Origin of the sequence: Simiduia curdlanivorans (assembly GCF_030409605.1) — a bacterium.
GTDB lineage: Bacteria > Pseudomonadota > Gammaproteobacteria > Pseudomonadales > Cellvibrionaceae > Simiduia > Simiduia curdlanivorans.
This window is the reverse complement of record NZ_JAUFQG010000004.1, coordinates 1,656,915-1,669,309: the sequence shown is the minus strand read 5'-3', so window position 1 is coordinate 1,669,309 and position 12,395 is coordinate 1,656,915. Positions and strand designations below refer to the sequence as shown.

Genomic DNA, 12,395 nt, shown 5'->3' with positions numbered 1-12,395 from the left:
CAAAAGGCACAGCAGACTGCCTCGAAGCGCTGAGACCTTTCAGCACTTAGCCAATAAGCCTTTGTTTTTATTGTAAAAAAGAGGGGGCGGACCAGGCTAGCAGCTCATACACAACCTTACCCTAAGCTGGATTCCACTGAGCGGCGCTAAACAGCTGAATGATCGAGGTGCCACCCAGCCAGCATTTTTGAACTAACCTTTAACAGGGTCGCCGATTCTATTAACGCCTGCACCTTGGGAAGCCATGTCTACCACAAAGCACATCGCCTTATGCTGCACAATTACGCTTACCCTGAGTCTCGCTGGGGGTATCTACACGGCCTATTTAAACGAAAGCTTAATCAATCAAAAACTGAACCATATGGGGGAGTTACTGGCCGGGCAATGGCGAGCTCAATTTCTTGCACTTGAACATGGTTTACGCGGACTGAGGGGCGCCGTAGTCGCGGGGGCCGAGAGCTTCGATCAAGAAAAATTTAACCAATATATCGCGTCAAGAGAACTGCCAAAAGAATTCCCCAGCTCTCGGGCCTTCGGCGTCGTCAAGCGTGTCAGTGAAGCCGATCAAGCAGCCTTTATTGAACAAGCCATAATTGAGAATTCAGATTTTTCTTTTCGGCAGTTCAATCCCCACCCGGGCGACAGATATGTCCTCCAATATTTGGCGCCTGTGGGAATTTTCAATGATGTATTTGGTTTAGATCTCGGCTCCGAAGAAAAACGTCGCATGACATTCGACGATGCAAGTGCTAAACAAACGCTGCAAATATCGCCCCCGCTAAAATCGACCTACGCAACTCTGCACAATTCACCAGACTACATTGCCGTACTTGCTTATCAACTCGAGCCAAAAAGCGAGAATCAGGGTTGGGTAGTTGCACCACTATTTATCGAAGATCTATTTAACGGGATCGACAATGTCGGCAGTCACATCGCCGTCGAGGTCACAGAGTTAGGACTTAACTTTAACAGTAAAAATAATAAAGCGGCTAACCCAACTCAAACCTGGATTTTTGGTTCTAAGCGCGGACAAGTGATCAGCCATATCAGCGACGTAGCTCTGGCTGGCCGCCAGTGGCAACTAAAGGCGTTACCCACCCAGCATTTTTATGCAACCCTAGGCCTTACCCCTGCTTGGACAGTATCCATAGCCATCGCTCTCATCGGTGCTTTGCTTAGCATATTAATTTTGCTTCAACATAGACGAAAAGAAGAACAGGAATTTTTAGAAAAAAGCCAACGTGAACAACTTGGTGCATTAATCGACGCGGCGCCTTGCGGAATGATGTTCATCAATTCAGATTACCAATTCATCGCCGTAAACAAGCAACTTTGCCATCTAACCGGGTACACCCGCAAGCAACTGCTCGAATCGTCATTCCAACTCATCATGGGTGAAACTGATGATGGCAATAACTTGCTGATGTGCAGCACCACACAAAGCAACCTCAAAGTTAGCAGCGCGATAAACTTCGAGATGATGGTCAAGCGCAGTGATAACAGTATTTTTCCAGCCGCCATCGGTTTTTCCACCTTAAGGATTGGCCAAACAAATAATATTGTCGCCACCCTTGAGGATATTTCTAATCGACGAATCATAGAGCGAAAAACGGCAGAAAGTGAGGCCATGTTCCGGGAGCTTGCAAATGCAATGCCGCAACATGTTTGGACAGCCGATGCCGCCGGCACTTTGACCTATGTCAATCAACGTTGTGCCGAATACTTTGGTGAAACTTGCGAAAGTTTAGTAGCTGGAGCCTGGATAAAGCATATCCACCCAGAAGACAAAGACTATGTATTTGAAACCGGTCGAAAATGCCTAAAATCTGGCGATGTCTACCGAACTGAGTTTCGCATGAAACGGCACGACGGTCGCTACATATGGCACATGAGCCGTGCAGTGGCGACAAGAAATAGCAACGGCGAAATATTATCATGGTATGGCACAAATACCGACATTTCTGACATCCGACATGCACAAAGCGAGTTGGAAAATAGCGCGAACAACAACCAAGCAATTTTAAACAGTGTCATAGATGGCATTATCACCATCGACGAACAGGGTCGTATCCTAACGTTCAATCACGCCGCTACCGACATTTTTGGGTACGCGGAGGACGAGGCCGTCGGTAAAAACGTTAGCATGCTCATGCCCGAGCCGTACCGCACGCAGCACGACCAATACCTGGCTAACTATCTCGGCTCTGGCGAACCGAAAATCATTGGTAAAAGTAATGAACTGGAAGGTCAACACCGCGACGGTAGCATTTTCAAAATGGAACTTCGTGTGGCGGAAAATTCACGCGAAGGTCAGCGTTACTTTATTGGCATGGTTAGGGATATCACTGAGCGCCACTATAATGAAAAGCTACTGGCGACCCAAGATCACATTCTCGGGCTAATCGCAAGAAACGCAGAACTGCCGGTTTGCTTGGAGGCACTATTACTCGATATAGAAGCGCTATCGCCTGAAATGCACGGTTCTATACTATTGGTAGATGCTGGAGGAAATCGACTCTTGCACGCAGCCGCGCCTAGCCTACCCACCGAGTATAACGCCGCTGTAAACGGAGAAAGTATTGGTCCAAAGGCGGGCTCCTGTGGCACTGCAGCTTACTTGCGAAAACAGATCATCGTCGAAGATATTGCCACCGACCCACTCTGGGATGACTACAGAGAACTAGCGCTTAAGCATAATTTACGCGCCTGCTGGTCAACGCCCATTTTTTCAAAAAATCAGCTGCTCGGCACTTTTGCGCTTTATTTTTCGACCCCGCGCAAACCCAACGATAAACACCGCAGGGTAATAAACATGGCCACTCACGTGGCATCATTGGCTATTAGCCACGAACAACGGGAATCGCAAATTAGGCAACTAGCATTCTATGACTCGCTCACCAAACTGCCCAATCGATCCTTGGGTATGGATCGGCTAAATAGATCAATAGCGGATGCCCAGCGGCGTTCAGAAAAGCTCGCCGTTATTTTTATTGACCTCGATTCTTTTAAAACTATTAACGATAGCCTAGGGCATCACATTGGCGATCGCATCCTGCAGCACGCCGCCGAAAGGTTGCTGCACTGCGTGCGCGACAACGATACGGTATCGCGTTTGGGCGGCGATGAATTTTTCGTTATCCTAAATGGCAGTTCTGACAACATCGCCGAAGTCGTCACCCATAAAATTTTAGACGCGATGGCCGAGCCATTTGAAGTTGAAAACCATGTATTACATGCGACTTGTTCAATCGGTGTAGCGCTTTACCCCAACGACGGTAACGAGGCGAACACCTTAATCAGAAATGCCGATGCCGCCATGTACCGCGCCAAAGAAACCGGCCGCAATAATGTCAAGTACTATACAGAAGAGATGAACCGCACCGCCGTGGAGCGCATAACCCTCGAGCAAGAAATCAGAAAAGGGTTAGATAGGCAGGAATTTTTGCTCTACTACCAACCGCGCATCAACAATCAAACGGGAAGAATTATCGGTGTTGAGGCGTTGGTGCGCTGGCAGCACCCCACCAGAGGCTTAACCGCGCCGAACATATTTATCCCTGTGGCCGAACAATCTGGGCTTATCACTCCGCTCGGTGACTGGGTGCTAGATACAGCGTGTCAACAACTGAGCCAGTGGCTGGCCGACGGCATTTGCCATATCACTATGGCGGTGAATTTGTCGCCTCGGCAATTTAACGACAAAAACTTAATTGAAAAAATTGAATACGTATTAGATAAGTATAAATTGCCAGCGCGCTATCTCGAGCTAGAAATAACAGAAAGCATGGTAATGGATGAAAACATTAACATCTTAGAAACACTGGTCGATCTGAAAGAATTAGGGGTTACGCTGGCCATTGACGACTTCGGTACTGGCTACTCGAATTTGAGCCGGTTAAAACACCTCCCCATGGACGTTTTAAAAATTGACAAATCTTTCGTTGATGGCATACCCGACGATCCCGATGACACCGCCATTGCGTCCACCATCATCGCTATGGCCCACCATTTAAAATTAAAAATTGTCGCCGAAGGCGTAGAAACCTATCGGCAGCAGAAATTTTTAAGCGATAAACACTGCGATGAGATGCAAGGTTACTTATTTGGCAAGCCCGAACCGAGTGCTGTCATTGAACATCGGTTGGTAGATCAGAACAAAATCACTTAGTTGCTTTTTTCGCCAAATACTTGAGCGCAATTTGTTCACTGCGCGATGCTTTCAACCAGTGCCGAGAAGCTTCCACATGACGCCCCATTTTATCGGCCAAAACACCGCGAAGGTGCTCAGCTAAAATTACATCAGTCTCAAACAGGCGATCAAAATTGAGCTCAAATAGCTGCAAGCAAGCGATATCTTTAATGTAATGTAAGCCTTTCAAAGAGCCCAACTTCGCCAAGGGCAAAATTTGCTGTCCATGTAACCTATTTAAATCGACCAGATCTTCCCACTTAGCTTGCACAAATCGATTGCTGGCGTCGTCATAGGTAGCCAGCTGGGGAAAATCTGTTTCATCGGAGGGGTCGTAAAATAGGAAATGGTCACTCGGCTCTAGCCAGGTTTCCGGCAGGCGAAAACTCATATTGCCTAAGGGGTGAATCCTAGGTAACTGACGGTTTGAGCCGGTATCTGTCAAAGAGTAGTCAACAACCAGACGGTTGGACGAGCCCGTATGAATTGCAAAACCCCGCTCCATGACGCGGCAAAACAACTCGAAGTGTTCATCCAGTGTTTTTTGCGAGAGGTGATTAGGCTTAACCGCGCGCGACAGCAGGGCTTTAATGCTCTTTGTGTAGTTATCTGAGGACATAAAACAGCAGCCTCAGGGGTAAATAAGCCATGTCCTTGACCTGAAAAAACGCATCCGAAGGCGCTATGATACCGCGGGCCACCGACTTAACTCAACGCACCTAAGCTTATCTTTAAACACGAGCGTGGCGCTCACAGCAGTTAGGTAAACACTCAGCTGAAAGAACCAACCTTAGCGAGTCTTTGGAAGGCTGAAGGTGATAGACGCGCCCAGTGTGACATCGTCTGACCAAATTCTGCCGTTTTGCATGTGCATGAACGCCTGACAGAGATGTAAGCCAATGCCATGGCCAATATCGCCTTCAGTATCTGGCTCACTGTCTAGGCTTTCCTTGAAAAGCTGCTGCTTCAAGGTGTCGGATAAGCCCTTGCCTTGATCGCTAACCCTTAGCCAAATTTCGCTGTCGTGAACCCAGGCGCTTACCTTTATCTCTCCGCGCTTAGGCGAGTATTTAATGGCGTTGGTCAATAGATTTCTGATGACTGTCTTGGTTAGGGTTGGATCGGCGATTACCTGCAACTCTGGGCTAGCATCAATGACCAGTGTCAACTCTTTAAAATCGAGAGAATCCTGTAAGAGCACCAAGTTACTCTCGACTAAATCGATCACCTTACAGGCACTAAACTGTGCCTCGAAAGCACCCAATTGGTGTTGCGACCACTGCAACAGCTCATCCAACAATTGGTACACGTTCAACGAGGCCGTCAATATCGAGTTAGCCATGTCCGCGATACGCGCTGGCGATGTGTTGTCAGCTTTTTTAGATAAGGAGCGGGAGAAACCCAATATGCTATTGAAAGGCCCACGCAAGTCATGGGCGATCACGGAGAATATTTTTTCTCTGCGCTCATTCACCCGCTTCAGGCGATGATTATGCAGCCGCAGCTCCAACTGGCCAACCACTTGATCGGCCAGCGTTATTAGCGCTCGGCGCTGTACCTTAGTGAGTTTTTTAGGTTTTGAATCAATCACGCATAAAGTGCCGACGGGCAAACCACTGGGCGTCACTAGCGGCGCACCCGCGTAGAAGCGAATGTTCGGATCACCGGTAACCAGCGGGTTATCAGCAAAGCGTTCATCATTTAACGCGTTTTGCACCTCAAAAACACCTTGTTGCAGAATCGCGTGAGAGCAAAAGGCAACGCTGCGCGGCGTCTCGGTGGCCTCAAGGCCAACCCGTGACTTAAACCATTGCCGCTCGCAATCAACAAAGCAAATCAAGGAGATTTCTGTGCCGCAAATAGCGCTGGCGATTTCAGTCAGCTCGTCAAATGCAGTCTCGTCTTGGCTATCGAGCACCTCGTAGCCCAACAGCGCCGACATGCGGGCAGACTCCAGAGGATGATCGGGGGCGCTTTTCATGGTGGTCTCATTAGACGTTCGTGGAATACCCAGTATAGACAAGCCTCAAGTAATCACCGCGATTCATATGTGGCTATTAGAGGCTTCGCCAAAAACGTCTGGTCACGGTAGAAGACCACAAACTGAGCAGTAAACTTACGAACATGATGAGCGTTGTTGCCAACAAGTGACCAATGGGCAGCGCCGTCGCCAAACTGCCGAGCAGCGCCCCGAGGCTAAACCTAAGCGTAGTCTCGAACGCCGTGGCGCTGCCAAAATGTTTGTCCAGCAAATTTAGAAACATGGCTGAGCCGGAAGGCCCAATAGCAGCCCCTGTGCCAAAGGCCACCATCATGAGCGCCAATGCCAGCCACAGAGGCGGCTGTACGAAGCCGAGCACAACCAGTAACGCAACGATTGCAGCCAGCTGTATCCACACACCGCGTCTGAAAATGATGTGTGCAGGGAATCGCCCAACCATCCATTTTCCGATGCGATTACCCACCAGTATGGATACCGCGAATGCGCCAAAGGCATAGGGGAACTGTTCCGGCGCCAAACCGTATTCATCCATGATGATAGGCCCAGAGGCGGTGACGAACACCAAGCCCAACAAAGCGCTGCAACTCAGGCTCAATGCCTGCCAGCGAGCAATGTAAACGCCATCGCGCTGAAACCGTAAGACATAACCATATTGCGCCAAGGCGCCACTTAAGGAGAGCTTACCGGTGATGTGAGCATTGGACTCCTGCACCCAACCCACGACCAGCAGTAACAATAAAACGGCGGCTACCAACGACAATATAAAAATACTCTGCCAGCCTAGGGGCAACATAGCCGCGCCAATGATGGGCGCGATAATAGGCGTGAGCATGACCACAAAAATGATCTGGGCAATTTGCGCAGCCAAGCGCTCAGGCGGGGTAATATCCTTTACCATGGCGATGGCGCTCACCATCACCACACCACCACTAAAACCCTGCAGTAAACGCCAGCCGTTGGCGGACCACAAACTGTCGATAAACACCAGGGCCAGTGAACTAAGGGCAAACAAGATTAGACCAAACAGCACCACCGGGCGCCGACCCTTCTGGTCTGAAATAGCGCCACCAATCAACTGCCCAGCCGCGAGGCCCAGTAAAAAGTTACTCACTGTCCAGCTTACGGCACCAGCACTTACCCCTAAATAGTCGGCCAGCGCCGGAATGGCAGGCAAATAGCTGTCCATTGCCAAGGGCGACAGCGCCACAAGGGCCGCAGCGGTGAACAACAGCAACTTCGAAGATGGCAATTCAGACACAAAAAACCTTCTAAATCAAAAAGTTAAACAATCAAAAGCAGATCTAACAGAGCCCCAGTGTAACCTAACTCGCGCGCAATACTGGGTAGGAATAGCCCGCCCTTAGTGAAATTGGGTTGATCCAAAGCATAGATAAGAAAATAATTACAAAAGATAATGGTTCTCATCTTGGTTTACATCTCGATCACCGGTAAACTAGCAGGTTCTGGCATTCTCTCAATCGGCTTGAGCCGAAGGACAATAACGTGACATTAGATCAGCTCGATCTGCGCCAATCTGCTCGCGTCATTAGCATTAAGGGTAGCAACCATGTGTTGCACAGCCACTGTTCGCAGCTGGGTATAGCGCCCGGCGCGCCGATCGAAATATTGCACAAAGCGCAAGGGCGTGGCCCCTTGCAAGCCAAAGTACATGGCGCCCTGTATGCCATCCGCCAGGAAGATGCGGCCGCCATAGAAGTAGCGGTTTAATTTTCCCTTACTATTAGGTCATCGTGTGAAACAAATTGCCTTGGTGGGCAGCCCCAACTGCGGCAAAACCACCCTCTTCAACGTTTTAACCAAATCCAATCAACGCACCGGTAATTGGGCCGGCGTCACCGTCGAGCAAAAAATCGGCGAATTCAAAGTTGGCGCTGAGCGGGTTGAGTTAATTGACCTGCCCGGTGTGCACATGCTCACTGACTGCCCGCTGAGCATCGACGCCAAAGTCACCAACGACTACCTCAAAAACGCCCAACCCGACGCCATTTTGCTGGTGATAGACGCCACCCAATTGCGGCGTCAGGCCGAGCTTATCCCTCAGCTGTTAGCCACAGGCCGGCCCGTGGTTATCGCACTGAACATGATGGACGCCTTGGCCGATCATGGCCTCGAGCTGGATTTAACCGAACTCAAGCTGCTCTTGGGCGAGCGCCTGGTGGAAGTATCCGCCGCCAAACAAACCGGCTTAAAAGCCCTAGAAAAGACGCTAGAGTTAGCACTCACTTCAACGCCAGCGCCCGCCACAGAAGACGGCGACGATTGCGCCTGCCAGCCGCTGCCGCGCAACGAACTCAGTTTAGAGGGCCTAATTAGCGCCGTCGACAAGGCCACCACCTTCACCGGCGAGCCAACACTGACCGAGCGCATAGACCGCTGGCTGTTGCACCCGGCGCTGGCGATTCCAAGCTTTTTGTTTGTGATGTATCTGCTCTTTATGGTGTCGGTACAGTTTGGCGCGGTGTTTATCGACTTCTTCGATATTTGGCTCGGCAGCTGGATTGTCGAGGGCTTGCGCTGGGTACTCGCCGGCTTCGGCTCGCCCGCCTGGCTCATCGCCTTCATGGCCGACGGCGTCGGCGCCGGCCTGCAACTGATCGCCACCTTTATTCCCGTCATTGGCGCACTCTACCTGTGTATGAGCTGGCTCGAAGACTCGGGTTACTTGGCGCGCGCGGCCTTTGTCATCGACGGGGTGATGAGCCGCATCGGCCTACCTGGGCAAGCGTTTATTCCGCTCATTGTCGGCTTCGGTTGCAACGTGCCCTCGGTCATGGCGGCGCGCTCGCTCAGCTCCACCTCGGCGCGCTTGACCACGATTTTTATCGCACCGTTTATGTCCTGTAGCGCTCGCCTGTCGGTCTACGTGTTTGTCGGTAGCGCCTTTTTTCCGGAGCAAGCCGGCCTCGCCATTTTCTCGCTCTACCTGCTCGGCATACTGGTCGCCGTTGGCTCGGCCTGGCTGCTGCGCAAAACCCTGTTTGGCCGCTATCACGAGCCTTCTATTTTGGAGATGCCCTCCTACCGCCGCCCGGTGTGGCGCAATGTTTTCACCCAAGCCGGGCACCGGTTGCACAGCTTCATGCTGCGCGCCGGCAAGCGCATTATGCTGGTGGTAATCGTATTGTCCTGCTTGGGGGCGGTCAAAACCGATGGCAGCTGGGGCGCACCCGGCAGCTCGGATTCCGCACTCGCGTGGATAGGCAAAAAATTAACCCCGGCCCTCACCCCCATGGGTATAGGCGAAGATAACTGGCAGGCAACCCTCGGTTTATTCAGCGGCCTGTTTGCTAAAGAAGTCATGGTGGGCACCATCCAAACGCTTTACACCCGGGAAGACGCCGATGTAAACGCCGATGCCGAGGTTCCCATGCCCGATTTCATCGGCGACCTAGGCGCCGCATTCACCAGCGTGGCCGACAACACCAAAGCCATGTTTGGTTTAGAGCCAGTGCCAGATGCCGACGCGGACGTACCGCTGATTGCCGATAACCCTATCGGTAACCTCTTCCCGTCTGCCTGGGCCGCCTTCTGCTTCCTTGCCTTCGTGCTCTTGTACGCGCCCTGCGTTGCCACTCTTGGCGCCATGCAGCGGGAAGCGGGCTCGGGCTGGTTGCGCTTCTCACTGATTTGGAGCTTGATGCTGTCCTACTGGATCGCCAGTAATTTATGGCAGCTCAGTTTAATCCTGCAGCAACCGCTCTACTCCAGCCTCTGGTTTATTGGCTCAACGCTGGTACTAGCGCTGGTGTATTGGCTAATTGTGAAACGAGTTAGAGAAAAACACCTAGGTGAAATCAACGTTATTAATATTGCTTAACCTGCGGTTTTGCAAAAAAATACCTGCATATGCAGGTATTTTTTTTGCAGAAAATTGCTGACAATAGCTTCGCTCTCATCGGTCCAAAACTTTTAGCAACACACTTTTGCCCTGTTTTGCACTATGATGCAGCCCATTATTTTAACGCCACGCTACAAAGGATATTGGCTATGTGGAAAGCCCTTCTTGGTATCGCACTATGCCTTGCCATCAACATTCAAGCTCAGGCTGAACCGAGTGAATTTGTCTATCAAGACCAAGGTCGCGGCAGCGCAAAAGAAAAAACAATGCGCAAACTTTACGATATCATCCCTAACTCGAGTCAAAGTGCAGCGAACGCAAGGCTGGTAATTCTGCGCACTATGCAAAGTATCAAAGGCCCAGCATGTCTACTCGAAGAGGAAGGCGAGGGTTTTATAACCTGCCGTTGGGACTATAAGGGCCACGCGATATTTCACCGCGTTGAATACAATGACCAAGCCGTACAAATCAAATACGGTGGTGGTATTAATGCCTACGCATGCGAAAAATTGGTCGGTTATTTTTGCTACAAAATTCATCGAAACTATTTTAAGTATGGCGCCAACTTTCGCAAAGATCTGAGCCGAGCTCTGTAAATTACCAAGGAAGAAACCATGAAAAACTATTGCGCAATCCTTGTTGCCGTCGTAGCACTGTTTAGCTTATGCCAAAAAGCCTTGGCCCACACTTTGTACCAAGATCCCATCAAGATTCAAGCTTATGTGACCGATCCGGCCGCAGCAATAAAAAAAGGCATGCAACAATATGATTGGCTCGTAGAGTCAGAAGATGCCAGCGGCTTAATCGCAAAGCTTGTTTATAAAGACTACGAACTGCGGGTTGCTATCAGCTACAGCGCGACTCAGATCGACGTAGCATCACTGTCGGAAAAGCGCATCAACTGCGTGGTCGCGAAACGTGAAAAGTGTGAGATTGAACAGGCCTATATCGACCGCTGGCGTTCGAATTTACGCCGTGGCATAACCAAAGCCATTCACGACCTCGCCATTGCCGACGCTTACACTAAATTAGCAGCACAATAATCGGAATTTATAACGCGCGCCGCAGCGAAAGGCCTTTTCTGACGGGGCGGCGCGCAGCTCCAAGCCCGCTCATATCGGCGATTGAACTACATAACCAAATATAAATCGTCCGCCTGCGCAAGATTATCGTACAGCTCTGCGAGCAAGGTTTTAATTTCTACCTCAGTGCAATCGTCATCGATACCTGGATACACAATCCGCTCTTCGCGGTTGTTATGACAAGCAAGAATAGATTGTAGTTTTTTTGCTTCCGGCGCGTGGACAGGAAAATCATACTGCGCCATAAGCGCGAGCAGTAGCCTAATTTGCTGGTGCTCTGCCACCATGCCCACCGTAGGCCCTACGTCGACCCAGCCAGTCTTCTGCTCAAACAGCGGAAATAACAACTGCTCTTCCCACGCCATATGACGCTCTAGCCCAAATCGAAAAGCCGCAAACAGCGCCCGACTGTGATCGACATCATCGGCGTAGTAAGCGGCTTCCAACAAGCAATCTAAACGATCGTGGTCGCGTACAAAGAAATCGGTAACCGCCAAGCAACGGGACACACTTGCCTCCAATCAACGAATAAAATCGATCTTGAAGTCTACGCGATCTTAGCAGCCATAGCCCAACCACTACCCCTAAAGGAATGGCAGTACCACCCATGCGTCACGCTAATGCTAGCTACCGAGACTAAAACACACCTGATCAACAGCGCAGGTTATCGCGCTAACTTGCTGGTAGCCCATGCGTACCAGCTGCTCAGCCGCGAGGGCGGCGCGGCCGCCAGTGGCGCAATGTATGTAGATGGGTTGCTCCGCACACGAACACAGCTCGCCCATCTTCATTTCCAAGACCCCGCGCGGCACATTGATTGCGCCAGCAACACTTTTCAGTGCGGCTTCCGCCGGCTCTCGCACATCCAAGAGCAAGCCCTGGTTAGCAGCGATTTCAATTTTAGCCTGTGCCGCGGTAATACAGCGCACCTTAGTACGCGCCTCAGCAACGAGCGCTGGAACCGTTAATAGTGACATTGACCTTTCTCCTTATGTTCAACGACTTTCTAAAGTAAATGCAGCACCCATGCTGCTCACAACTAAGCCGGCAGCCCTAACTTCTTCAATAACGTCATCATGGGGCACCAGCGGGTAAAGGCCGATTGCAGCAGATTAGCACCTACAAAGGCGGTCAACGCCAACCACCAAGGGTTAACCCCGACAGCAAGCGCTACACTCACAAGCACAACAACGCCGGCAATAAGCCGTAAAGCTTCATTAATGGTCATAACATAGCCTCCTATTCAAGCTAAAATCATAATAT

At 50.6% G+C, this 12,395-nt stretch carries 11 protein-coding genes; 5 read left to right on the top strand and 6 right to left on the bottom strand.

Going from position 1 to position 12,395, the window contains the following annotated elements; all coding sequences use genetic code 11:
• Nucleotides 1–244: 244 nt before the first annotated feature.
• A complete protein-coding gene (locus QWY82_RS07500) occupies nucleotides 245–4,168 on the top strand; it encodes an EAL domain-containing protein (RefSeq protein WP_290261006.1) in 3,924 nt (1,307 codons plus the stop codon).
• Here QWY82_RS07500 and QWY82_RS07495 read toward each other — a convergent pair.
• The 3 genes from QWY82_RS07495 to QWY82_RS07485 form a co-directional block, all read right to left on the bottom strand.
• A complete protein-coding gene (locus QWY82_RS07495; RefSeq protein ID WP_290261004.1) occupies nucleotides 4,161–4,808 on the bottom strand; it encodes a hypothetical protein in 648 nt (215 codons plus the stop codon). The genes QWY82_RS07500 and QWY82_RS07495 overlap by 8 nt on opposite strands.
• A 171-nt stretch (nucleotides 4,809–4,979) precedes the next feature.
• The gene (locus QWY82_RS07490; RefSeq protein ID WP_290261002.1) at nucleotides 4,980–6,170 is read right to left on the bottom strand and encodes a GAF domain-containing sensor histidine kinase; all 1,191 of its coding nucleotides are present in this window, start codon (nucleotides 6,168–6,170) and stop codon (nucleotides 4,980–4,982) included.
• Nucleotides 6,171–6,246: 76 nt separating this feature from the next.
• Nucleotides 6,247–7,449 carry an MFS transporter gene (locus tag QWY82_RS07485; protein ID WP_290261000.1) on the bottom strand — a complete coding sequence of 401 codons (1,203 nt, stop codon included), beginning with the start codon at nucleotides 7,447–7,449 and terminating at the stop codon, nucleotides 6,247–6,249.
• Nucleotides 7,450–7,694: 245 nt separating this feature from the next.
• Between QWY82_RS07485 and QWY82_RS07480 the strand changes: the two genes are divergently transcribed.
• From QWY82_RS07480 to QWY82_RS07465, 4 genes are all read left to right on the top strand, one after another.
• On the top strand, nucleotides 7,695–7,919 hold the full coding sequence (locus tag QWY82_RS07480) for a FeoA family protein (protein ID WP_290260997.1): 225 nt from the start codon (nucleotides 7,695–7,697) through the stop codon (nucleotides 7,917–7,919).
• A 25-nt stretch (nucleotides 7,920–7,944) separates the two neighbouring features.
• Nucleotides 7,945–10,029 (top strand): ferrous iron transport protein B, encoded by a 2,085-nt coding sequence (gene feoB / locus QWY82_RS07475; protein ID WP_290260995.1) that lies wholly within the window; start codon nucleotides 7,945–7,947, stop codon nucleotides 10,027–10,029.
• 170 nt (nucleotides 10,030–10,199) lie between these two features.
• The gene (locus QWY82_RS07470) at nucleotides 10,200–10,646 is read left to right on the top strand and encodes a hypothetical protein (protein ID WP_290260992.1); all 447 of its coding nucleotides are present in this window, start codon (nucleotides 10,200–10,202) and stop codon (nucleotides 10,644–10,646) included.
• 18 nt (nucleotides 10,647–10,664) lie between these two features.
• On the top strand, nucleotides 10,665–11,093 hold the full coding sequence (locus QWY82_RS07465) for a hypothetical protein (protein ID WP_290260990.1): 429 nt from the start codon (nucleotides 10,665–10,667) through the stop codon (nucleotides 11,091–11,093).
• A gap of 86 nt (nucleotides 11,094–11,179) precedes the next feature.
• Here QWY82_RS07465 and QWY82_RS07460 read toward each other — a convergent pair whose 3' ends face one another.
• The 3 genes from QWY82_RS07460 to QWY82_RS07450 all read right to left on the bottom strand — a co-directional run bounded on the left by QWY82_RS07460 (nucleotide 11,180) and on the right by QWY82_RS07450 (nucleotide 12,360).
• Entirely contained in the window at nucleotides 11,180–11,641 is a 462-nt protein-coding gene (locus QWY82_RS07460) for a hemerythrin domain-containing protein (RefSeq protein WP_290260988.1), read from the bottom strand.
• 114 nt (nucleotides 11,642–11,755) lie between these two features.
• Entirely contained in the window at nucleotides 11,756–12,109 is a 354-nt protein-coding gene (locus QWY82_RS07455) for a rhodanese-like domain-containing protein (protein WP_290260986.1), read from the bottom strand.
• A gap of 62 nt (nucleotides 12,110–12,171) precedes the next feature.
• Nucleotides 12,172–12,360, bottom strand: coding sequence for a YgaP family membrane protein (locus tag QWY82_RS07450; protein ID WP_290260984.1), 189 nt, complete (start codon nucleotides 12,358–12,360; stop codon nucleotides 12,172–12,174).
• Nucleotides 12,361–12,395 lie beyond the last annotated feature (35 nt).

Bases quoted from the DNA above. Each gene is read 5' to 3' on its own strand.
- QWY82_RS07455 (WP_290260986.1), bottom strand. From the start codon at position 12,109: ATGTCACTATTAACGGTTCCAGCGCTCGTTGCTGAGGCGCGTACTAAG.
- QWY82_RS07450 (WP_290260984.1), bottom strand. From the start codon at position 12,360: ATGACCATTAATGAAGCTTTACGGCTTATTGCCGGCGTTGTTGTGCTT.
- QWY82_RS07470 (WP_290260992.1), top strand. From the start codon at position 10,200: ATGTGGAAAGCCCTTCTTGGTATCGCACTATGCCTTGCCATCAACATT.
- QWY82_RS07490 (WP_290261002.1), bottom strand. From the start codon at position 6,170: ATGAAAAGCGCCCCCGATCATCCTCTGGAGTCTGCCCGCATGTCGGCG.
- QWY82_RS07495 (WP_290261004.1), bottom strand. From the start codon at position 4,808: ATGTCCTCAGATAACTACACAAAGAGCATTAAAGCCCTGCTGTCGCGC.
- QWY82_RS07465 (WP_290260990.1), top strand. From the start codon at position 10,665: ATGAAAAACTATTGCGCAATCCTTGTTGCCGTCGTAGCACTGTTTAGC.
- QWY82_RS07500 (WP_290261006.1), top strand. From the start codon at position 245: ATGTCTACCACAAAGCACATCGCCTTATGCTGCACAATTACGCTTACC.